This window comes from Komagataeibacter europaeus (assembly GCF_002173515.1).
GTDB lineage: Bacteria > Pseudomonadota > Alphaproteobacteria > Acetobacterales > Acetobacteraceae > Komagataeibacter > Komagataeibacter europaeus.
On the sequence record NZ_CP021467.1, the window covers coordinates 1,100,133 to 1,120,814 of the forward strand.

The window sequence follows — 20,682 nt, forward strand, 5'->3', positions numbered from 1 at the left end:
CAGGTGGCCATCGTCATGCTCAGGCGTAGATGGGGAAGCGTGCACACAGCGCCTTGACGCGTTCATGCACGGCCTGCTCCGTCTTCGTGCAGCCTTCCTCCCCGGGGGTCTTGGCCAGCGCGGTCAGCACTTCGTCGATCATGCGGCCAACTTCACGGAATTCTTCCACGCCAAAGCCACGCGCCGTCGCCGCCGGGCTGCCCAGGCGGATGCCCGAGGTAATGGCAGGCTTTTCAGGGTCGAACGGAATGGCGTTCTTGTTGGCGGTAATGCCCGCGCGTTCCAGCGCACGTTCCGCCGCACGTCCCGTAACACCCTTGGGCCGCAGGTCCACCAGCAGCAGATGGCAGTCCGTGCCACCGGTCACGATGTCGAAGCCGCTCTGCACCAGTGTGTCCGCCAGAACGCGGGCATTGTTCGCGACCGCTTCCTGATAGGTGCGGAAATCGGGGCGCAGCGCCTCACCAAACGCCACGGCCTTGGCCGCGATCACATGCATGAGGGGACCGCCCTGCAGGCCGGGGAATACGGCGGAATTAATCTTTTTCGCCAGATCCGCGTCATTGGTCAGGATCAGCCCGCCACGCGGCCCGCGCAGGGTCTTGTGCGTGGTGGATGTGACGACATGCGCATGCGGCACGGGCGACGGGTACAGGCCAGCCGCGACCAGACCCGCGAAATGGGCCATGTCCACCATAAGGTACGCACCAACCTCATCCGCAATGGCGCGGAAGCGGGCGAAATCGATGACACGGGGATAGGCGGACCCACCGGCGACAATCAGCTTCGGCTTCTCGGCACGGGCAAGGCGTTCCATTTCCTCGTAATCCAGCAGGCCGTCTTCCCTGCGCACGCCATACTGGACCGCGTTGAACCACTTGCCGGAATAATTCGGGGCGGCACCATGGGTCAGGTGACCACCGGCGGCCAGGCTCATGCCCATGACGGTATCGCCGGGCTTCACCATCGCCATGAAGGCGGCCTGGTTGGCGTTGGCGCCCGAATGGGGCTGCACGTTGGCGAATTCCGCGCCGAACATCGTCTTGACGCGTTCAATGGCCAGGGTCTCGACCCTGTCCACTTCCACGCAGCCACCATAATAACGGCGACCGGGATAACCTTCGGCGTATTTGTTGGTCAGAACGCTGCCCTGTGCAGCCATGACGGCGGCGGAGACCATGTTCTCGCTGGCAATCAGTTCAATCCCGTCGCGCTGACGCACCAGTTCCGCATCGATAATCGCGGCGACATCGGGGTCGGCTTCGGTCAGTGGGGCACGGAAAAACTGCTTGAGGTCAGTCTGGCTGATGGGGTCCGGCACCGTTATGTCTCTCCATTCATTGGATCACCTGTCATTTCCGGGTAGGCAAACGGACATGACACGTATGGGAACAGGCCTGCTATGTGCGCCATATCGTGGCGTCAAGACAACGCCAAAATTATGGAGACCGGCTGATTTGACCCCTGTTGCATTCCCTTCCCCCATCCATACCACCCCGTGCGTTGCAATATGAACACAGGCATCATACGCGCATTGCTGCGCCGCCTGCCCGTTGGCGCGCCAGCGGATGACGCAGGACTGAAACGCGTGCTGGGCGCCGGCAGCCTGGTGGCCCTGGGTGTGGGGGTCACGATCGGGGCGGGCCTGTTTTCGCTGACCGGCGTGGCGGCTGGCAGCAATGCCGGGCCTGCCGTACTCATATCATTCGTGCTGGCGGCGGTGGCGTGCGCCTTTGCCGGGCTGTGCTACGGGGAACTGGCGGGCATGATCCCGGCGGCGGGCAGCGCGTATGTCTATGCCTATGCCGCCCTGGGCGAGCTTGCGGGCTGGATCATCGGCTGGGATCTCGTGCTGGAATATACGGTGGGGGCGTCCGCCGTATCGGTCAGCTGGGCGCGGTACATGCGCTCGCTTCTGGACGGATGGGGCATTCACCTTTCGCCACGGCTCACGGCATCCCCGTTCGAGGTCGTGGGCATGGCCGGCGGCCAGCCCGTCCATGGCATCGCCAACGTGCCTGCCGTCTTCATCATCGTGGTACTATCCGTGCTGCTCATGCGCGGGATTTCGGAATCGGCACGGCTGAACGCCATCGTCGTGGCGATCAAGCTTGCGGTCATCGCCGCCGTGATCGGGTTCGGGCTGCCATATATCAAGGTCGCGAACTATACCCCCTTCATTCCCCCCAATACCGGTGAATTCGGGCATTACGGCCTGTCGGGCATCCTGCGGGCGGCGGGGACGATCTTTTTCGCCTATCTGGGGTTTGACGCCGTCTCCACCGTGGCGCAGGAGACGCGCAATCCCGGGCGCGACATGCCCATTGGCCTGATGGGCAGCCTTGCGATCTGCACGTTCGTCTATATCGCCTTTTCCTTCGTACTGACGGGACTGGTGAATTACCGCGACATGATCGGGGATGCCGCCCCCGTGGCCACCGCCATTGACCACACGCCCTTTGGCTGGCTGCAGGCCGCAGTCAAGCTGGGCATCATATGCGGCTTCCTGTCGGTCATCCTTGTCCTGCTACTGGGACAGAGCCGGGTGTTCTTCGCCATGGCGCGTGACGGGCTGCTGCCACCCATGTTCGGGCGCACGCATGCCCGCCTTGGCACGCCGGTCGCGTGTCACCTGTTCTTCATGGGGGTGACGGGAACGCTGGCTGCCTTCCTGCCGATCGAACAGCTGGCGCACATGACATCCATCGGCACGCTGCTGGCCTTTGTCATCGTCTGCGTGGGGGTTATCGTGCTGCGCGTGCGCGAACCCGACCGCCCGCGTGTATTCCGTGTGCCCGGCGGCAACCTGATCCCGGTGGCGGGCATCATAAGCTGCGGGGTCATGATGCTCTCGCTGGACGGGCTGACGTGGCTGCGGCTGGTTGTCTGGCTGGCGATCGGGCTGGTTGTGTATGCGCTGTATGGCATACGCCACAGTCGGCTGGGGGCGGTCATACCTGCCATGCGCGGGAAATCCTGAACGCGCGGGGCGTATTACCGGATCATAATTTGGCATGGGGCGGCGACAGGATCATAGTTGCCCCTTCCCTGATGGAGTTGGATTGGATGAATATCGGTCAGTTTCCCCAAACAAGGCTGCGCCGTAACCGGCACGACCGGTTTACACGGCGGCTGGTGTCTGAAAACACGCTATCGACCGATAACCTGATCTGGCCGATCTTCGTGACCGAGGGCACGGGCGCGGTCACCGATGTTTCCTCCATGCCCGGCGTGCAGCGCGTCAGCCTCGACCGGCTGGCAGCCCATGTGGAACCCGCGGCGAAGCTGGATATTCCCGCACTGGCCCTGTTCCCCATCACGCCTGCCAGCCTGCGTGACGAAGCGGGCACGGAAGCGACCAACCCCGACAACCTCATGTGTCGGGCCGCACGTCTGCTGAAAAAGGAATTCCCTGAAATCGGCCTGATCGGCGACGTGGCGCTAGACCCCTATACCAGCCACGGCCATGACGGGCTGATCGAAGACGGCTACGTGGTCAACGACCCGTCGGTCGAAATCCTGGTGAAACAGGCCGTCAATCAGGCCGCCGCCGGGATCGACATCATTGCGCCGTCCGACATGATGGACGGGCGCATCGGTTCCATCCGCACGGCGCTGGATGTATCGGGACTGGTCAACACCCGCATCATGTCCTACGCCGCCAAGTATGCCAGCGCCTTCTACGGCCCGTTCCGTGACGCGCTGGGTTCGGGTGGCCTGCTGACGGGTGACAAGAAGACATACCAGATGGACCCCGCCAACACGGACGAGGCCCTGCGTGAAGTCGCCCTGGACCTGAGCGAAGGCGCCGACATGGTCATGGTCAAGCCGGGGATGCCATATCTGGATGTCATCGCGCGCGTGCGGCAGGAATTCGCGGTGCCGACCTTTGCCTACCAGGTATCGGGCGAATACGCGATGCTGATGGCCGCGATCCAGAATGGCTGGCTGGACCGTGACCGCGTGATCATGGAAAGCCTGATGGCCTTCCGCCGCGCGGGCGCCAATGGGGTGCTGACCTATTTCGCGCTGGACGCCGCGCGCCTGCTGCGCGCCTGAACACCACAAAACCACGCGTACGCAGCCGGATAGTTGATGCCTGCAACAGGAAGGATATGATAACCGTTCAGGACCACGGGCAGTCTGTTTTTCCTGTTTGCGGGGCTGCCGTTTCCTGTTTTCCGGCTGGTGAGAGCGCATGACCTATACATCGCCACGGCATCCACAGCTATTCTATACGACGGCGCCCATGCCCTGCCCCTATCTGGCGGGACGGATGGAACGCAAGGTCGTGACCGAAATTGGCGGACCGGACGCCGTGCCGTTCCATAACCGCCTGTCACGCGCCGGTTTCCGTCGCAGCCATACCATTGCCTATGCGCCGGTCTGCGCGGGCTGCACCGCATGCACGCCCATACGCGTGCCCGTGGCGCGCTTTACCCCCAGCCGCACGCAGCTGCGCGCCCTGCGCCGCAATGCCGGGCTGCGCGCGCAACGCATCCCGCCCGCCGCGACCCCGGAACAGTTCAACCTGTTCAGCGCATACCAGTCCACCCGCCATGAAGGCGGCGACATGGCGTCCATGACCTTTCCCGATTACCGGGCCATGGTCGAGGATACGCCGATCGAGACCTTCATGATCGAATTCCGCGATACCGAAGACAGGCTGGCCTGTGTCGCGCTGGTGGACCAGCTGGATGACGGGCTGTCCGCCGTCTATGATTTCTATGATCCCGCATTGCGGCAGCGTTCACTGGGCACGTTCGCGGTCATGCACCTGATCGAATATACCCGCACGCTTGGCCTGCCCCACCTGTATCTGGGCTACTGGATCAGCGAGAGCCGGAAAATGGCCTACAAGGCCCGTTTCCGCCCGGCCCAGATCATGACGCGCGGCGTATGGCACGATCTGGACCTGGCGCAGTACCAGGCCCATGAAAGCGCCTTCCTGCCCGACGGGCTGTTCCGCCCGGTGGAGTGACGCCAGCGGATCACGCGCGCGGCTTGCGCGTGGCCCAGGCGGGGGCCGTCCTGCCCATGTCTGACCGCTTGCCCAGGTAATCCTTCAGATCCGCAAAGGAACGCGTACGGGCGGGATCGGGCCATGCCACACCGGCATCCGCCGCGAAGACGACGGCGTCACGCAGGCCGCCATCTTTGTATTTCTGCAGGATTACGCCAAGGCCACGCGTCATTTCCGGCAACTGGTCCAGCGGGAAGACCAGCATGCGGCGGTTCTGCCCGATTACCAGTACATGGTCGCCAATGGCGGGCACGCAGACCTGCGCGCTTTCCCTGTCCTTCAGGTTCAGCACCTGCTTGCCGGTGCGCTTTTCCGCCGTCATGGCCGATTCCGCCACGATCATGCCGCGCCCGGTGCTGGAGGCCAGCAGGCGCTTGCGCGTATCCTCGACCGGGAACATCGTGATGATGTCCTCGTCATTGGACAGGTCGATAATCAACCGTAATGGCTGGCCATCACCACGTCCGCGCGGCAGGTCCCCCACCCGCAGCGTAAAGGCGCGCCCGTCGGTCGCGAAAACGCACAGCCGGTCGTTGCTGTAACATTCGACCGACAGGCCCAGCGCGTCGCCTTCCTTGAATTTCAGTGCTTCGGGATCCTGCCCGTGGCCGCGGACGGTACGGATCCACCCCTTCTGTGACAGGATGACCGTCAGCGGGTCACGTTCGACCGGCAGGGCGGCTTCCACGTCAATTTCGACCGGCGCATCCGCCAGCAGGCTGCGCCGCTTGCCCAGGGCGCCGCCGCCAAAGGTTTTCTGGATGTCTTTGATTTCGGCTGCGATGCGCTTCCACCGCAGCCCTTCGTGTTCCAGCAGGTCGTGAAGGGACTGTTTTTCCGCGCTCAGCTTCGCATGCTCGTCGCGGATTTCCATTTCCTCCAGACGCCGCAGGCTGCGCAGGCGCATGTTCAGCACCGATTCCGCCTGCAGTTCCGTAAGGTCGAAGGTCGCGATCAGGGCGGCCTTCGCATCATCCTCCTCACGGACAATGCGGATCACTTCATCAAGGTTGAGATAGACCGCAAGGAACCCGTCAAGGATTTCCAGACGCCGGTTGACCGCCGCCAGCCGGTTGGCGCTACGGCGCTGCAATACGTCATGACGATGGTCAAGCCACGCCTGCAGCACGTCCTTCAGGCTGCGTACGCCGGGTACCTGATCCGCACCCAGCACGTTCATGTTCAGGCCGAAGCGGCTTTCCAGTTGCGTTGCGCGGAACAGGGTTTCCATCAGCACCGCAGGTTCGATCCCGCGTGACTTGGGTTCCAGCACCAGCCGGATGTCGGTCGTGCTTTCATCGCGGATATCGGCCAGAAGGGGCAGCTTCTTCTGTTCCATAAGGTCCGCGACCTGTTCGATCAGGCGCGATTTCTGCACCTGATACGGAATTTCGGTCACCACGATCTGCCATGTGCCGAAACGCCCCTGCTCCACTTCCCATTTCGAGCGGATGCGGAAGGAACCACGCCCTGTCTCGTAAGCCCGGGCAATGGCGTCGGCATCTTCAACAATACTGCCGCCGGTCGGAAAATCCGGGCCGGGCATGTGTTTCAGCAGTTCGACCGTGGTCATGGCGGGCTTGCGGATCAGGGCAAGGGCGGCAGCACAGATCTCGCCCACGTTATGCGGCGGGATGGAGGTCGCCATGCCCACCGCGATCCCCGCCGCCCCGTTGGCCAGCAGGTTGGGGAACGCCGCGGGCAGGACAACAGGTTCCTGTTCCTCGCCATCATAGGTGGGGCGGAAGTCAACGCAGTCCTCGCCAATTCCTTCCAGCAGGGCCTTGGCCACTTCGGTCAGGCGGGATTCGGTGTACCGCATGGCGGCGGCGTTATCACCGTCGATCGAGCCGAAATTGCCCTGCCCTTCCACCAGCGGATAGCGGACGGCAAAATCCTGCGCCAGGCGAACCAGCGCCTCATAGACCGAGGCGTCGCCATGCGGATGGTATTTACCGATCACGTCGCCCACCACGCGGGCGCATTTCTTGAACCCGGCGGACGGGTCCAGCTTGAGCTGCTGCATCGCATAGATCATGCGGCGATGCACCGGCTTCAGCCCGTCACGCACATCGGGCAGCGAGCGCGACATGATCGTTGACATGGCATAGGCCAGGTACCGTTCGCTCAGCGCATCGGCCAGCTTGGTATCTTCAATATGACCGGCTGTTGTATCCACAGGCATGCAATCTTCCTCCCGCAGGTGAACAGATAGCGAAACTTTACGCTTTGTCCAATGGTAGTAATCAGTCGGTGGCGCCAGCGGCCCCTTCGGCCGACGCATCAGGCGGGGGAATGTCCGCTTCGCGCGCGATCATGTCCAGAAGCCTGCACCGGGCCTCGGGCACCGGACGGTGCCGCTGGCCAAAGGCGTCGCGTTGCAGGAAATGCCCCGTCAGGCGCAGCCCGTCATACCAGTCCACCGGGGTGCCGACCTGATCAGGGTGCAGCACGAAACCGGGCAGCGGCAGCAGGCGGCTGCGCCATTCGCCCGCGCGTTCGTCCGATACCGCCCGCCCGGTGCGCGGCGATACCCACCGCAGGTCGTCTGAACCGCCACCAAGGGCACAGTGCGTCAGGTCCAGCCCGAAGCCGAGTTCGGACAGCAAAAGCAGTTCCCACCGCACGATTTCAGGCATGGCCTCGGCCGCCGCCCATTGCGGGTCAAGGCTGATCCGCGCCAGCAGGCTGGCAAGCCCCTGAAATATGGCAGGATGGGGTTCGCGTTCCGGCAGGCAGCCATCAGCCAGCGCGCATAGTGACGCCAGCATGGCCAGCGGCAGCGGCGCGTCCAGTATGCGCGCTGCGGAGGCATGGACCGTTTCCGCCGTGATGTTGCCCAACTGTTCAGGCAGGCGGGCGGTCCAGCGCGCGCGGACAAGGTTGCCGGTCTGCCAGACCGCGCGGCCCCGGCTGGATGAACCCCCGCGGGCCAAGCCGTGATACAGGCCGTATTCGCCCGTCAGGACATGCGCGATCGCGCTGCCTTCCCCATACGGGACAGCGGAAAGCACAAGGGCGGGTGCCTCCCATTCCATCAGGAAGCACCCGCCCTTGCGAAAAGAAAACCGGAAACCGGCAACTTGATCAGTTGCCGGCAGCCTTTGCCACTTCGGCGGCAAAGTCGTTTTCTTCCTTCTCGATGCCTTCACCCAGCTGGAAGCGGTCGAAACCGGTCAGCTTGGCGCCTGCCTTTTCCACGATCTTGCGCACGCGGCTTTCGCCATCATGCACCCAGATCTGTTCCAGCAGCACGACTTCTTCATAGAACTTGCGGATACGGCCATCGACCATCTTTTCAATGATCGCATCGGGCTTGCCCGAAGCCTTGGCCTGCTCCACCAGCACCGCGCGCTCACGCTCAAGCGCCTGCGGGTCAACGCTGTCCACGTCCAGGGCTGCCGGACGGGTTGCGGCGACATGCATGCCGATGCGACGACCAAGGTCTTCCATCGCTTCGCTTGCGGTCGGCGCTTCAACAGCCGCCAGCACGCCGATCTTGCCCAGACCGGGGCTGACGGCGGAATGCACGTAGGTCGCGACCACGCCCGACGGCACGCTCAGCACGCGCGCGCGGCGGATGGACATGTTCTCGCCAATGGTGGCGATCAGGTGCGTCAGTTCATCAGCGACGGTGCGGCCGCTTTTCAGGACGGCAGCCTTCAGCTTTTCCAGATCATCGCCAACGCTCAGCGCCGCGTGGGCCACTTCGGAGACGAAGTTCTGGAAATGCTCGTTGCGGGCAACGAAGTCGGTCTCGGCATTGACTTCGACCATGGCGGCCTTGAGATCGGCCTGCGCCACGCCAACCAGACCTTCGGCCGTAACGCGACCGGACTTCTTGGCGGCGGCCGACAGGCCCTTCTTGCGCAGCCAGTCGATCGCGCCCTCGATGTCGCCTTCGGCTTCGTTAAGGGCCTTCTTGCAATCCATCATGCCCGCGCCGGTCTTCTCACGAAGTTCCTTGACGAGGGCTGCGGTAATCTGCGCCATTATCCTGATACTCCTCACGACAGGCGCACGCCCCGCATCGCTGCAGGGCGTGTCCTTGCTGTGTCAGTTACGCCGGGGGGCGTGTACGGCCCCTGCCAGCGTTCATTTTCATTCCGCGCTTGCGGCGGCTTCCGTCACGGCCGTTTCCACGGCGGGATCGACCGGCAGTTCCTCGGACGCACCGAAGTCTTCGCCCGACGCACCCAGCTCGGCGGAGATGCCATCGAGGACAGCGGACGAAACCAGTTCGCAATACAGGGCAATGGCGCGGATGGCGTCATCGTTGCCCGGAATCGGGTAGGTCACGCCACGCGGGTCGGAATTGCTGTCCAGCACGGCCACAACCGGGATACCCAGCTTGTTGGCTTCTTCAACCGCCAGCTTTTCCTTGTTCGTGTCGATCACGAACAGGATGTCCGGCAGGCCGCCCATTTCCTTGATGCCGCCGAGCGAACGCTCCAGCTTCTCACGGTCGCGGGTGATGTCCAGGACTTCCTTCTTGGTCAGGCCCTGGGTGCCGTTTTCCAGCATTTCGTCAATGCCACGCAGGCGCTTGATCGAACCGGTGATGGTCTTCCAGTTCGTCAGCATGCCGCCCAGCCAGCGGTGGTTGACGTAATACTGACCGCAACGCTTGGCCGCTTCGGCCACCTGGTCGGCTGCCGCGCGCTTGGTGCCGACGAACAGCACGCGGCCACCACCGGCCACGGTGTCACGGATCGCCTTGAGCGCACGGTCCAGCATGGGAACGGTCTGCTGCAGGTCAATGATGTGGACCTGGTTGCGCACGCCGAACAGGTACGGCGCCATGCGCGGGTTCCAGCGGCGGGTGTGGTGACCGAAGTGCACGCCGGCTTCAAGCAGCTGGCGCATTGTGAATTCAGGCATCGCCATGTCGGCTAAATCCTTGTGTCTGGTTTATCCTCCGTGAAGCACGCCCTGTTTTTCAAGGACACCAGAGGTATTGGCTTCACGTGCGAATTGGCCCCAACGTGGGACCGTGGCGGGATATGGCTGTTTTTGGCGCATATTGCAAGGGCACTGATGCCCCGGGACGCATCGTGATGCAACTTTTCGCAAGCGGGGTGGTTGCCCCGTGCGAAGGATGCCTATCATCCGGGACGGGTATCACGCCCGCATTGCAACATGAAAACAGGGGATCAAAGCGTAATGGCGATCACGAAATTCGCGACGGCACACTGGTCAGGCGGACTGAAGGACGGCAAGGGCGAAATCTCGACCCAGAGCGGCTCGCTCAGGAACCAGCCCTATGGCTTCAATACCCGTTTCGAGGACAAACCCGGCACCAACCCCGAAGAACTGCTGGGCGCAGCCCACGCCGCATGCTTCGCCATGGCGCTGTCGGGTATTCTGGGTGGCGCGGGCCTGACGCCCAAGTCACTTGATGCGAAATCCGAAATCGTGCTGGACAAGCAGGGAGAAGGCTTTGCCATCACCCATGCGAAGCTGACGCTGGAAGCCGAAATTCCCGGCGCCACCGAAGCACAGTTCAGGGAACTGGCGGAAAAGGCGAAAGCAGGCTGCCCTGTCTCGAAGCTGTTTGACGCGACAGTCACGCTGGATGCGAAGCTGAAAGGCTGATCCGGCAGGTGGCGCGGAACGTCTGTTCGTTCCGCGCCAGAATTTTTACAGGATCACCGGTTCCCGATTACCCACCTGGCCCCGGTGGCGCAGCAGATGATCGGCCAGGACGCAGGCCATCATCGCCTCGCCCACCGGCACGGCGCGGATGCCGACACAGGGGTCATGCCGCCCCCTGGTCATGACATCCACGTTCTCCCCTTCACGCGTGACGGAGGGCACGGGGGTCAGGATCGAACTGGTCGGCTTGACCGCGAAACGGGCCACGACCGGTTGGCCGGTGGAAATACCACCCAGCACGCCGCCGGCATGGTTGGACGCGAACCGGATCTGGCCATTTTCCATGCGCATCGGGTCCGCGTTTTCTTCCCCTGTCAGGCAGGCGGAGGCAAACCCTTCCCCGATCTCGACGCCCTTGACGGCGTTGATGCTCATCAGCGCCATGGCAAGGTCGGAATCCAGCTTGCCATAGATCGGCGCGCCCAGCCCGGGCGGCACGCCCTGGGCCATGACCTCGATCACCGCACCGATGGACGATCCCTTCTTGCGGATATCGGCCAGGTATTCTTCCCACACCGGCAGGATCGCCGGGTCCGGGCAGAACAGCGGATTGTCGTTCACCATTTCCCAGTCCATCCGCGCGCGGTCGACCGCATGCGGCCCGACCTGAACCAGCGCGCCACGGATGCTGATCATATCCCCCAGCACCTTGCGCGCCACGGCCCCCGCCGCAACCCGCATGGCCGTCTCCCGCGCGGAGGAACGCCCGCCCCCGCGATAGTCACGGATGCCGTATTTCATGTCATAGGCGACATCGGCATGACCGGGGCGGTAACGGGTTGCGATATCGCCATAATCACGCGACCGCTGGTCGGTATTGCGGATAACCAGCGAGATCGGGGTGCCGGTCGTCCTGCCTTCGAACACACCGGACAGGATCTCGACCTGGTCGGCTTCCTGCCGCTGGGTGGTGAATTTCGACTGTCCGGGCCTGCGGCGGTCCAGCCAGGGCTGGATATCCGCCACATCCAGCGGGACACGCGGCGGGCAGCCGTCAATCACGCAGCCAATGGCCGGGCCATGGCTTTCACCCCACGTGGTGACGCGGAACAGGTGGCCGAAGGTATTGTATGACATGGGGCGCGATCAGTTGCCCGCGACCGTGATGTCCGGCGCGGTAGGATTCTTCATGCCGACGATATGGTAGCCGGAATCGACATGGTGGATTTCACCGGTGACCCCACCCGACAGGTCGGACAGCATGTACAGGCCCGCGCCACCCACTTCTTCCAGCGACACGTTGCGTTCCAGCGGGGAATTGTACTGGTTCCATTTCAGGATATAGCGGAAATCGCCAATGCCGTTGGCCGCCAGCGTCATGACCGGCCCCGCGGAAATGCCATTGACGCGGATGCCGTCACCGCCAAGGTCAACCGCCATGTAGCGCACCGATGCCTCCAGCGCCGCCTTGGCCACGCCCATCACGTTGTAATGCGGCATGACGCGTTCGGCACCCAGATAGGTCAGGGTCAGCAGCGAACCGCCGGGGTTCATGATGGCGGCCGCCCGCCGGGCCACGGCGGTGAAGGAATAGCATGAAATGTCCATGGCCTTGAGAAAGGCGTCACGCGGGGTGTCAACGTACCGCCCGCGCAGGAACTGCTTGTCCGCCCAGCCAATGGCGTGAACGAGGAAGTCGATCTTGCCCCATTCCTTCTCGATCGCGGCGAATGTCGCGTCCATGGCCGCGTCATCGGTCACGTCGCACGGCAGGACCAGCGTCGATCCCACGGTTTCAGCCAGCGGACGCACGCGCTTGCCCAGCGCCTCGCCCTGATAGGTAAAGGCAAGTTCGCCCCCCTGCTCCGCCACGGCGCGCGCGATGCCCCATGCGATGGAGCGGTCATTCGCAACACCCATGACAAGGCCCCGCTTGCCTTTCATCAATGAACCCTTGATGGCGATTTTGGGCGCGCCGTCTGACATGCTGGTATCCTTAATGGTAAATGACGGATGAAATTTCGGCCTCGTGGTTGCACAAGCTGCCGTTTTGGACAAGATGCCGATTGCGCTAATTGTAGCCAATAATCGTCACATGGTAACTTACCTTATGTTTCCATATGTTTCGTATCCCTGCCCCGGCCAGACCCGGCGCAGGCCGGTACCAGGCATTCAGCGTTACGGAACCCCGACCCCATGACCCTTCCCCTGATCGACCTTGCCGCTGACCCGTTCGACCTGTTCGACGCGTGGATGCGTGACGCCACGGCGCACGAACCCAACGACCCGAACGCCATGGCGCTGGCTACGGCCACGGCTGACGGGCGACCTTCGGTGCGGATGATCCTGCTCAAGGGCGCGGACCGGCGGGGGTTCGTGTTCTACACCAACCTCGACAGCCGCAAGGCGGCCGAACTGAAAGCCAACCCGCACGCCGCCCTGCTGTTCCACTGGAAAAGCATCCGCCGCCAGATCCGTATCGAGGGCGCGGTGGAACCCGTGACCCCGGCCGAGGCCGACGCCTATTTCGCCAGCCGCAGCCGGATCTCCCGTCTGGGCGCCATTGCATCGAACCAGTCCCACCCCCTGCCCGACCGCGCCGTGTTCGAGAAGGCGGTGGCGGAACTTGAAGCCCGCTACCCCGATCCCGACGCCGTCATTCCCCGCCCCGCCAACTGGAGCGGCTTTCGCGTCGTGCCGCAGCATTTCGAATTCTGGCAGGACCGCCCCTACCGCCTGCATGACCGCGCCGTATGGGACCGGACGGCCGATGGCTGGGCGACGGAACGCCTTTATCCCTGAACTTAACGCCCCCTGATCCGTTTGCATCGTAAGGGGCGTGTCGCACCCGCCAGACGGACCGCACGCCCCATGAACGGATCAGGAGGCGACGCATGTGCATACGCAGGATACTGTTGCCACTGGCGGGGATGAGCCACGCGGAAAGCGCACTGGGTGTTGGCGGCGCGATTGCCCGCATGTTCGACGCCCATCTGGCCGTACTGCACGTGGGCACCGACATGCAGGAGGTCGGCCCCCTGGTGGGTGAAGGCCTGTCCGGCGCGATGGTGCAGGACATGATTGCATCCGCGCTGAAGGAAAGTGCCGCGCGCCTCAACGGCGTGCGCGGCCTGTTCGACGCATTCGTAACCCGTGAACAGATCCCGGTCGTGGCGGTGGACTCCCCCCTTTCGCCAGTGGGCATGCACGGCCTGTCCGCCAGCTTCATCGCCCATAGCGGCCATACCCGCAGTGTCGTGTCCTTTCAGGCGCGCCTGTCCGATATCGTGGTCCTGCGCCAGCCCAACCCGGAGGGGGATGTCTCCTCATCCGACACCCTGCACGCCATCCTGTTCGAAAGCGGGCGCGGGGTGGTGATCGTGCCGCCCGTGGCGCCACCGACCATTGGAAAACGCATCTGCATCGGCTGGAACGGCACGTCGGAAGCCGCATCCGCCATCCATCACGCCCTGCCGCTGCTGAAGCGGGCGGAAGCGGTGCATATCCTGCACAGCCCCGCCTATCAGCGCCCCGGCCCCGAAGCCCGGCATGTACGTTCATTCCTGTCATTGCATGGCATCATGGCCAATATTCACGAATTCGGTAGTGATTCCCGCCCGGTGGGTGAAGACATGCTGGACATGGCCCATACGCTGGGGGCGGACATGATGGTCATGGGGGCGTATTCCCATTCCCGCCTGCGTCAGATGATCCTGGGTGGCGTCACGCGTCACATGCTGGAAAACAGCGATATTATCGTTATCATGAGCCGCTGAGGAACGCATCCGTCACCCCATCTTGCAACATTCGCATCCCCGTTGCGGAATATGCGTATTATTATGTGTAAATGCCGGACCATGCCTTGATTTTACAAACCACGGGGATTAGGTGTGGCGGGAAAAGAACGCCATAGCCTAGTGTAAAATCCGGTCTGGGGGAGATTATGCGCATCAATGCGGACATTATGGCAGAACTGAAGCAGGCGGGGGAAAATGCCTCCGACGTGCTTCGTGTTGCCCTGACGCGGCTGCGCGGACGTATTGCGCTTGTTTCATCCTTCGGGGCCGAATCAGCCATCATGCTGGCGCTGGCGGCCGAGATCGATCCCGCCGTCCCGGTCATGTTCCTTGAAACGGGCCAGCATTTTCCCGAAACGCTGGCCTACCGACAGGAACTGGCCCGCGTGCTGGGCCTGCGCGACGTGCGTGACCTGCACCCCGCCCCCCGGCAGATCGAACGCCGCGACCCCGAGGGCCAGCTATGGGCTTTCGACCCCGATGCCTGCTGCGCGCTGCGCAAGGTCGAACCGCTGGATGAGGCCATGATCCCCTTTGATGCGTGGATCACGGGCCGCAAGCGCACGCAGGCCGCGACCCGTCAGGGCCTGCCGGTCGTGGAGGACGCGCCCGGCGGCAAGATCAAGCTCAACCCGCTGATCAGCTGGACCCCGCGTGAACTCGATGCCGAAATGACGCGCCGCAACCTGCCGCGCCATCCGCTGACGCTGCGGGGCTATCCCTCCATCGGGTGCGCGCCATGCACGCGGCCCGTGGCCGAAGGCGAGGATCCCCGCCAGGGCCGCTGGGCCGGACAGAGCAAGACGGAATGTGGTATCCATGTCCGCAAGGCGTCCTGAGGCGGGACGCCCCTTCACCGGCCGGGCTGAGGCCGCCAGTTTCCCCTGTTTTCTTTCCTGTTACGGAAGGTCTGTAATTCCATGGACGATCTCGACCAACTAGAGGCCCAGAGCATCTTCATCCTGCGCGAAGCCTACCGGAAGCTGAAGCCGCTGGCGATGCTGTGGTCGCTGGGCAAGGATTCCAACGTCATGCTGTGGCTGGCACGCAAGGCGTTCCTTGGCCGCGTGCCGTTCCCGGTCATGCATGTCGATACCGGCAAGAAATTCCCGGAAATGTACAGGTTCCGCGATGAATACACCAAGAAGTGGAACCTGGAACTGCTGCTGGGCGACTGCCCGCCGGTGGAAGACATCGACCCCACCCTGCCGCCTGCCGCGCGTTCCGCCGCGCGCAAGACCGCTGGCCTTGCCGCGATGATCGACAAGTACAAGCTGGCGGGCGTGATCGCGGGTATCCGCCGTGATGAACAGGCCACCCGTGCCAAGGAACGCGTGTTCAGCCCCCGTGGCGCTGGCCACAAGTGGGACGTGCGCAACCAGCCGCCCGAATTCTGGGACCAGTACGCCACCCCGCACGAACCCGGCATGCATGTGCGCGTCCACCCGCTGCTGTCATGGCGTGAAATCGACATCTGGCGTTATATCGAGCGCGAGGACATCCCGCTGGTTGACCTGTATTTCGCGAAAGACGGCAAGCGCTACCGCTCGCTGGGCGACCAGGACATCACCAGCCCGGTCGAAAGCAATGCGTCAACCGTGGCCGAAGTGATTGCGGAACTGGAAACGTCGCGCACATCCGAACGCGCGGGACGCGCCATGGATCATGAATCCGAGGACGCGTTCGAACGCCTGCGCGTGGCCGGCTACCTCTGATCGGACAGGACGGAGTTATATTACAATGAGTACAATCCCGACCCCTGCCCCGCAGGAAGCCGCCACCCCCATCGTGATCGTGGGTCATGTCGACCATGGCAAGTCCACCCTGATCGGTCGCCTGCTGTATGATACCGACAGCCTGCCCGACGGGCGTGTCGCGCAGATCATTGAATCCAGCAAGAAGCGCGGCCTGACGGTTGAATGGAGCTTCCTGCTCGACAGCCTGCAGATCGAACGTGACCAGGGTGTGACCGTGGATTCCACCCGCATCCCCTTCCGGCTGGGCACGCGCCAGTTCGTGATCGTGGATGCACCGGGCCACCGTCAGTTCCTGCGCAACATGATCACCGGCGCGGCCGATGCCGAAGCCGCCGTGCTGGTGGTTGACGCGAACGAAGGCGCGCAGGAACAGACCCGTCGCCACGCCATGCTGCTGCGCCTGATCGGCATCCGCCATGTCATCGTGCTGATGAACAAGGTCGATATCTTCAACTACGACCAGAAGAAGATCGAAGCGGCCGAGCGCGACATCACCGCCCTGCTGCACCAGCTTGAAATCGAACCGACCGTGTTCGTCCCCGCATCCGCGCGTGAAGGCGACAACATGGCGTCGCGTTCGGACAAGATGCCGTGGTACAAGGGACCGACCCTGACCGAGGCGCTGGCCGCCGTTCCCGCCCCGTCATCGCGCGCCGACCTGCCGCTGCGCCTGCCGGTGCAGGATGTCTACCGCTTCGATACCAAGCGTATTGTCGTCGGTCGCATCGAACGCGGCCGCATCCGCGTAGGCGACGAGGTGGTGGTTGGCGTTCACGGCGCGCGCGCACGCATCGCCACCATCGAAAGCTGGCACACGGCGCCGCAGGTGGCCGCCATTGCGGGCCAGTCCGTGGCCGTGACGCTGGAACCCGACGTCATTCCCGACCGGGGCGACTTCCTGTATCCCGCATCCGCGGCACCGCTGCGTGCCGCACGCATCCGCACGCGCCTGTTCTGGCTGCGTCAGGAACCGCTGCGCGTGGGCGAAAGCTTCAAGCTGCGCCTTGCCACGGCGGAACACCAGGTCACGGTGGCGGCCATTGATTCCGTGGTGCGCCTGGAAGACCTGACCGAGCACCCTGCCGAGGAAGTGCCGCCCGAAGGCTTTGCCGAAATCACGCTGGCGGTTTCCGAAACCATGCTGTTCGACGCGTTCGTACCGGGCACGTCGGACGGACGTGGCGTGCTGGTGGACCGTAACCAGCAGATCGTCGGTGGCGCACCCCTGATCGGCATTGCCGAAAGTGTCGCGGGCCGCAACGCCATCCACCCGACCGGCAGCGCCGTGTCGCCGTGGGATCGCGCGCAGGCCAAGGGCCATCGTGGTGGCGTGTTCTGGATGACCGGCCTGCCGGGCGCGGGCAAGAGCACGCTGGCGCGCGGGGCGGAAACGCGCCTGTTCGCACGCGGGGTCGATGTTTCGGTTCTGGATGGCGACACGCTGCGCGCGGGCCTGTGCTCGGACCTTGGCTTTTCCGAAGCGGACCGTCGTGAAAACGTGCGCCGCGCTGCCGCCGTGGCCCGCATCCTTGCGGAAAGCGGACAGGTGGTGATCGTCGCCCTGATCTCGCCCACCATTGCGGACCGTGAACTGGCACGCCAGATCGTGGGTGACGGTTTTCATGAAATCTTCATCGACACGCCGCAGGCCACGTGTGAGGAGCGCGACCCCAAAGGGCTGTATGCCGCCGCGCGCGCGGGCAAGATCGAAGGCTTCACCGGCATCGATGCGCCGTATGAAGCACCCGTGAAGCCCGACCTGCGGCTGGAAACGGCCAATGCGTCGAGCGATGAGACGGCAGCACGCCTTGCCGCCTTCATTGGCGAGGAAACCCGCCTTGACGGGGCGGCCCAGCGTCAGAAGTCCTGATGACAACGGGGTCGGGCAGGTCCTGTCTGACCCCATGCAGGACCGGGTTTAGGTTATGGGCGCCAGTTTACATGTCTGGCGCCTTTTTGTACCAGTCACGGCAGGTAGACCGCCTGTTGTCTGGAAAGGATCGGTTCACAAGTGGATGTCAGGAACAACCGCCGGGATACGACCGGTGCCAGCGTCATTACCGCCAACCGCCTGCTTGATGGCCGCATTGTCTGGCTGACACCGCGGGGATGGTCGGAACATATCGGGCATGCCCGTGTTTTCGACAATGCGGATATTGAAGACGCGATAAGGCAGGCCAAGGCCGCGCCGGATGCCCGCAGACTGGTGGGTATCTATGGCGTGCAGCTTGACCCGTCGGCTGCTGGCCTGTCCCCGCTTACGGTACGTGAACGCATCCGTGCGTTCGGGCCAAGCGTCCACCCCGATTTTGCCCCTGTGGAGACATCCAATGTCCACTGACACCGCAACCCTGCCGGTTGGCCGGTATGCCTATGACCAGGTGGACCGGACCTTTCTGTCCCAGCGCGTGGCGCAGTTCCGCGAGCAGGTGAACCGCCGCATTGCAGGCGACCTGAGCGAGGATGAATTCAAGCCGCTCCGCCTGATGAACGGCCTGTACCTGCAGTTGCATGCCTACATGCTGCGGGTTGCCGTGCCCTATGGCATGATGGGGTCGGACCAGATGCGCATGCTGGCCCATATCGCGCGTACGTATGACCGTGATTACGGGCATTTCACCACGCGCCAGAACATGCAGTTCAACTGGATCAGGCTGGAGGATACGCCCGACATCCTTCAGCGTCTGGCGGAGGTGGACATGCACGCCATCCAGACCAGCGGCAACTGCATCCGCAACGTGACGTGTGACGAGTTCGCGGGCGCCGCCGCCGATGAACTGCTGGACCCGCGCATTCATGCCGAAATCCTGCGGCAGTGGTCCACTCTGCACCCGGAATTCTCGTTCCTGCCGCGCAAGTTCAAGATCGCGATCAGCGGCAGCCCGCATGACCGCGTGGCAGCGCGCTTCCACGACATCGGGCTGGTCGCCCGCCCCGGCGCGCAGGGCCGGCCGGTATTTGACGTGTTCGTGGGTGGCGGACTTGGCCGCACGCCGGTCATTGGCGTGCAACTGCGCGACAACCTGCCTGAAGAAGACCTTGTCGCCTACCTTGAGGCCATCGTGCGCGTGTACAACGCCTATGGCCGCCGCGACAACATGTACAAGGCCCGGATCAAGATCCTTGTCCAGGCGCTGGGTGTCGAGGCGTTCCGTGAAAAGGTCGATGCGGAATTCGCGCTGATGGACCGCGCGGATTACCGTCTGGACCCTGCCATTGTTGACGGCATCCGCGCGCGGTTCGGCATCCCCGAACTGGCGGCCCCGGCTGATGCGGCGCAGAAGCTTGCCGCCGACCGCAAGGCTGATCCCGCCTTTGACCGCTGGGTGCGCACCAACACCCACCCGCACCGCAATGACGGTTTCATAAGCGCCGTCATTTCCATCAAGCCCGATGGCGGCATCCCCGGTGATGTCACGGCGGACCAGATGGACCTGATCGCCGAACTGGCCGATGGCTGGTCGTTTGGTGAAATCCGCGTCACGCACATGCAGAACGTGGTGCTGGGCCATGTGCGCAAGGACCGCCTGCGTGAACTGTGGACCAGGCTGGTCGCGGCCGGTCTGGGCACGCCCAATATCGGGCTGGTGGGCGATATCATCGCCTGCCCCGGGCTGGATTACTGCTCGCTGGCCAATGCGCGTTCCATTCCCATCGCACAGAAGCTCAGCGCCCGCTTTGCCGATCCGGAACTGCAGGAACGCATAGGCAGGCTGCATATCAACATCTCGGGCTGCATCAACGCCTGTGGTCACCACCATGCGGGTCATATCGGCATCCTCGGGGTGGACAAGCGCGGCGAGGAATTCTTCCAGCTGACCCTTGGTGGCTCGGCCGCCAACGACGTGGCCATCGGGCAGATCATCGGCCCGGCGCTGCCGGAAGATGAAACGGTCGATGCCATCGCCCGCCTGATTGATACCTATCTGGTGCTGCGTCAGGGTGACGAGCAGTTTATCGATACCTACCGGCGTCTTGGCGCCGCCAGCTTCAAGGACGCCGTCTATGCCCCTGCTTGAGAATGGCCACATCGTGGATGACACCTGGGTCACGGTAGCCGAAGACGCGCCCATTCCCGCAACGGGTGCCGTGATCGTGCCCTTTGCACGGCTGGAGGAAGGTCTGGCGCGCACGGGTGATGCGCCGCTGGGTGTCGCCATCGGGCCGGATGTGGATGTCGCCCTGCTGCGCCCTGCCCTGCCGCGCCTTGGTCTGGTGGCGGTCACGTTCACGACCTTCCGTGACGGACGTGCCTTCACACAGGCCCGCGCACTGCGTGAACACCTGTCATTTTCCGGGGAAATCCGGGCGACCGGCAAGCCGCTGCCGGACCAGTACGAATTCATGCTGCGTTGCGGCGTCACCACCGTGCAGACCGAACGCACGGAAGACCTGAGCGTATGGCAGCAGGCGCACGAAATCATTTCGGTCGCCTATCAGCCCTCCGTCCTGCATGAACGCAGGCAGGGACTGGGGCTGCGCCGCTTCCTGTCCTGACGACATGATGGGG

Annotated in this window: 19 protein-coding genes; 12 read left to right on the plus strand and 7 right to left on the minus strand. The window is 63.6% G+C overall.

Annotated elements, in window-relative coordinates; translation table 11 throughout:
• Positions 1-19: 19 nt before the first annotated feature.
• Positions 20-1,309 carry a serine hydroxymethyltransferase gene (glyA, locus tag S101446_RS04975; RefSeq protein WP_026019672.1) on the minus strand — a complete coding sequence of 430 codons (1,290 nt, stop codon included), beginning with the start codon at positions 1,307-1,309 and terminating at the stop codon, positions 20-22.
• 201 nt (positions 1,310-1,510) lie between these two features.
• Between glyA and S101446_RS04980 the strand changes: the two genes are divergently transcribed.
• From S101446_RS04980 to S101446_RS04990, 3 genes are all read left to right on the plus strand, one after another.
• Entirely contained in the window at positions 1,511-2,980 is a 1,470-nt protein-coding gene (locus tag S101446_RS04980) for an amino acid permease (RefSeq protein WP_196795894.1), read from the plus strand.
• 86 nt (positions 2,981-3,066) lie between these two features.
• A complete protein-coding gene (gene hemB / locus S101446_RS04985; RefSeq protein WP_010507833.1) occupies positions 3,067-4,059 on the plus strand; it encodes a porphobilinogen synthase in 993 nt (330 codons plus the stop codon).
• A gap of 139 nt (positions 4,060-4,198) precedes the next feature.
• Positions 4,199-4,981, plus strand: a complete 783-nt coding sequence (locus S101446_RS04990) for an arginyltransferase (RefSeq protein ID WP_010507832.1) — start codon at positions 4,199-4,201, stop codon at positions 4,979-4,981.
• 10 nt (positions 4,982-4,991) lie between these two features.
• On the opposite strand, the gene parC is transcribed toward S101446_RS04990, so the two are convergent.
• The 4 genes from parC to rpsB form a co-directional block, all read right to left on the minus strand.
• A complete protein-coding gene (gene parC / locus S101446_RS04995; protein ID WP_048850692.1) occupies positions 4,992-7,208 on the minus strand; it encodes a DNA topoisomerase IV subunit A in 2,217 nt (738 codons plus the stop codon).
• Between the two features lie 61 nt (positions 7,209-7,269).
• Positions 7,270-8,061, minus strand: coding sequence for a DNA repair protein RecO (recO, locus tag S101446_RS05000; RefSeq protein ID WP_019091256.1), 792 nt, complete (start codon positions 8,059-8,061; stop codon positions 7,270-7,272).
• Between the two features lie 49 nt (positions 8,062-8,110).
• Complete coding sequence (tsf, locus tag S101446_RS05005; protein ID WP_010507827.1) at positions 8,111-9,016, minus strand: translation elongation factor Ts; 906 nt, start codon at positions 9,014-9,016, stop codon at positions 8,111-8,113.
• A 108-nt stretch (positions 9,017-9,124) separates the two neighbouring features.
• Complete coding sequence (rpsB, locus tag S101446_RS05010; protein WP_010507826.1) at positions 9,125-9,910, minus strand: 30S ribosomal protein S2; 786 nt, start codon at positions 9,908-9,910, stop codon at positions 9,125-9,127.
• Between the two features lie 276 nt (positions 9,911-10,186).
• Here rpsB and S101446_RS05015 point away from each other — a divergent pair, with 276 nt between their 5' ends.
• Entirely contained in the window at positions 10,187-10,618 is a 432-nt protein-coding gene (locus S101446_RS05015; protein WP_010507825.1) for an OsmC family protein, read from the plus strand.
• A 45-nt stretch (positions 10,619-10,663) separates the two neighbouring features.
• Here the strand turns inward: S101446_RS05015 and aroC are convergent, their stop codons facing one another.
• Positions 10,664-11,755, minus strand: a complete 1,092-nt coding sequence (gene aroC / locus S101446_RS05020) for a chorismate synthase (RefSeq protein WP_087607804.1) — start codon at positions 11,753-11,755, stop codon at positions 10,664-10,666.
• Between the two features lie 9 nt (positions 11,756-11,764).
• Positions 11,765-12,604, minus strand: coding sequence for an enoyl-ACP reductase FabI (fabI, locus tag S101446_RS05025; RefSeq protein WP_010507823.1), 840 nt, complete (start codon positions 12,602-12,604; stop codon positions 11,765-11,767).
• Positions 12,605-12,814: 210 nt separating this feature from the next.
• Between fabI and pdxH the strand changes: the two genes are divergently transcribed.
• From pdxH to S101446_RS05065, 8 genes are all read left to right on the plus strand, one after another.
• The gene (pdxH, locus tag S101446_RS05030) at positions 12,815-13,420 is read left to right on the plus strand and encodes a pyridoxamine 5'-phosphate oxidase (protein WP_087607805.1); all 606 of its coding nucleotides are present in this window, start codon (positions 12,815-12,817) and stop codon (positions 13,418-13,420) included.
• Positions 13,421-13,548: 128 nt separating this feature from the next.
• Positions 13,549-14,394, plus strand: coding sequence for a universal stress protein (locus tag S101446_RS05035; RefSeq protein WP_010507821.1), 846 nt, complete (start codon positions 13,549-13,551; stop codon positions 14,392-14,394).
• Positions 14,395-14,561: 167 nt separating this feature from the next.
• Positions 14,562-15,254 (plus strand): phosphoadenylyl-sulfate reductase, encoded by a 693-nt coding sequence (locus tag S101446_RS05040; RefSeq protein WP_087607806.1) that lies wholly within the window; start codon positions 14,562-14,564, stop codon positions 15,252-15,254.
• Between the two features lie 81 nt (positions 15,255-15,335).
• A complete protein-coding gene (gene cysD, locus S101446_RS05045) occupies positions 15,336-16,130 on the plus strand; it encodes a sulfate adenylyltransferase subunit CysD (RefSeq protein WP_010507818.1) in 795 nt (264 codons plus the stop codon).
• A 25-nt stretch (positions 16,131-16,155) separates the two neighbouring features.
• Complete coding sequence (gene cysC / locus S101446_RS05050) at positions 16,156-18,042, plus strand: adenylyl-sulfate kinase (RefSeq protein ID WP_010507817.1); 1,887 nt, start codon at positions 16,156-16,158, stop codon at positions 18,040-18,042.
• Positions 18,043-18,183: 141 nt separating this feature from the next.
• Complete coding sequence (locus S101446_RS05055) at positions 18,184-18,513, plus strand: DUF2849 domain-containing protein (RefSeq protein WP_048850686.1); 330 nt, start codon at positions 18,184-18,186, stop codon at positions 18,511-18,513.
• Positions 18,503-20,191, plus strand: coding sequence for a nitrite/sulfite reductase (locus S101446_RS05060; protein ID WP_087607807.1), 1,689 nt, complete (start codon positions 18,503-18,505; stop codon positions 20,189-20,191). The genes S101446_RS05055 and S101446_RS05060 overlap by 11 nt, the downstream gene beginning before the upstream one ends.
• Positions 20,178-20,669, plus strand: coding sequence for a DUF934 domain-containing protein (locus tag S101446_RS05065; RefSeq protein ID WP_087607808.1), 492 nt, complete (start codon positions 20,178-20,180; stop codon positions 20,667-20,669). Before S101446_RS05060 ends, S101446_RS05065 begins: the two co-directional genes overlap by 14 nt.
• The last annotated feature ends 13 nt before the right edge of the window (positions 20,670-20,682 follow it).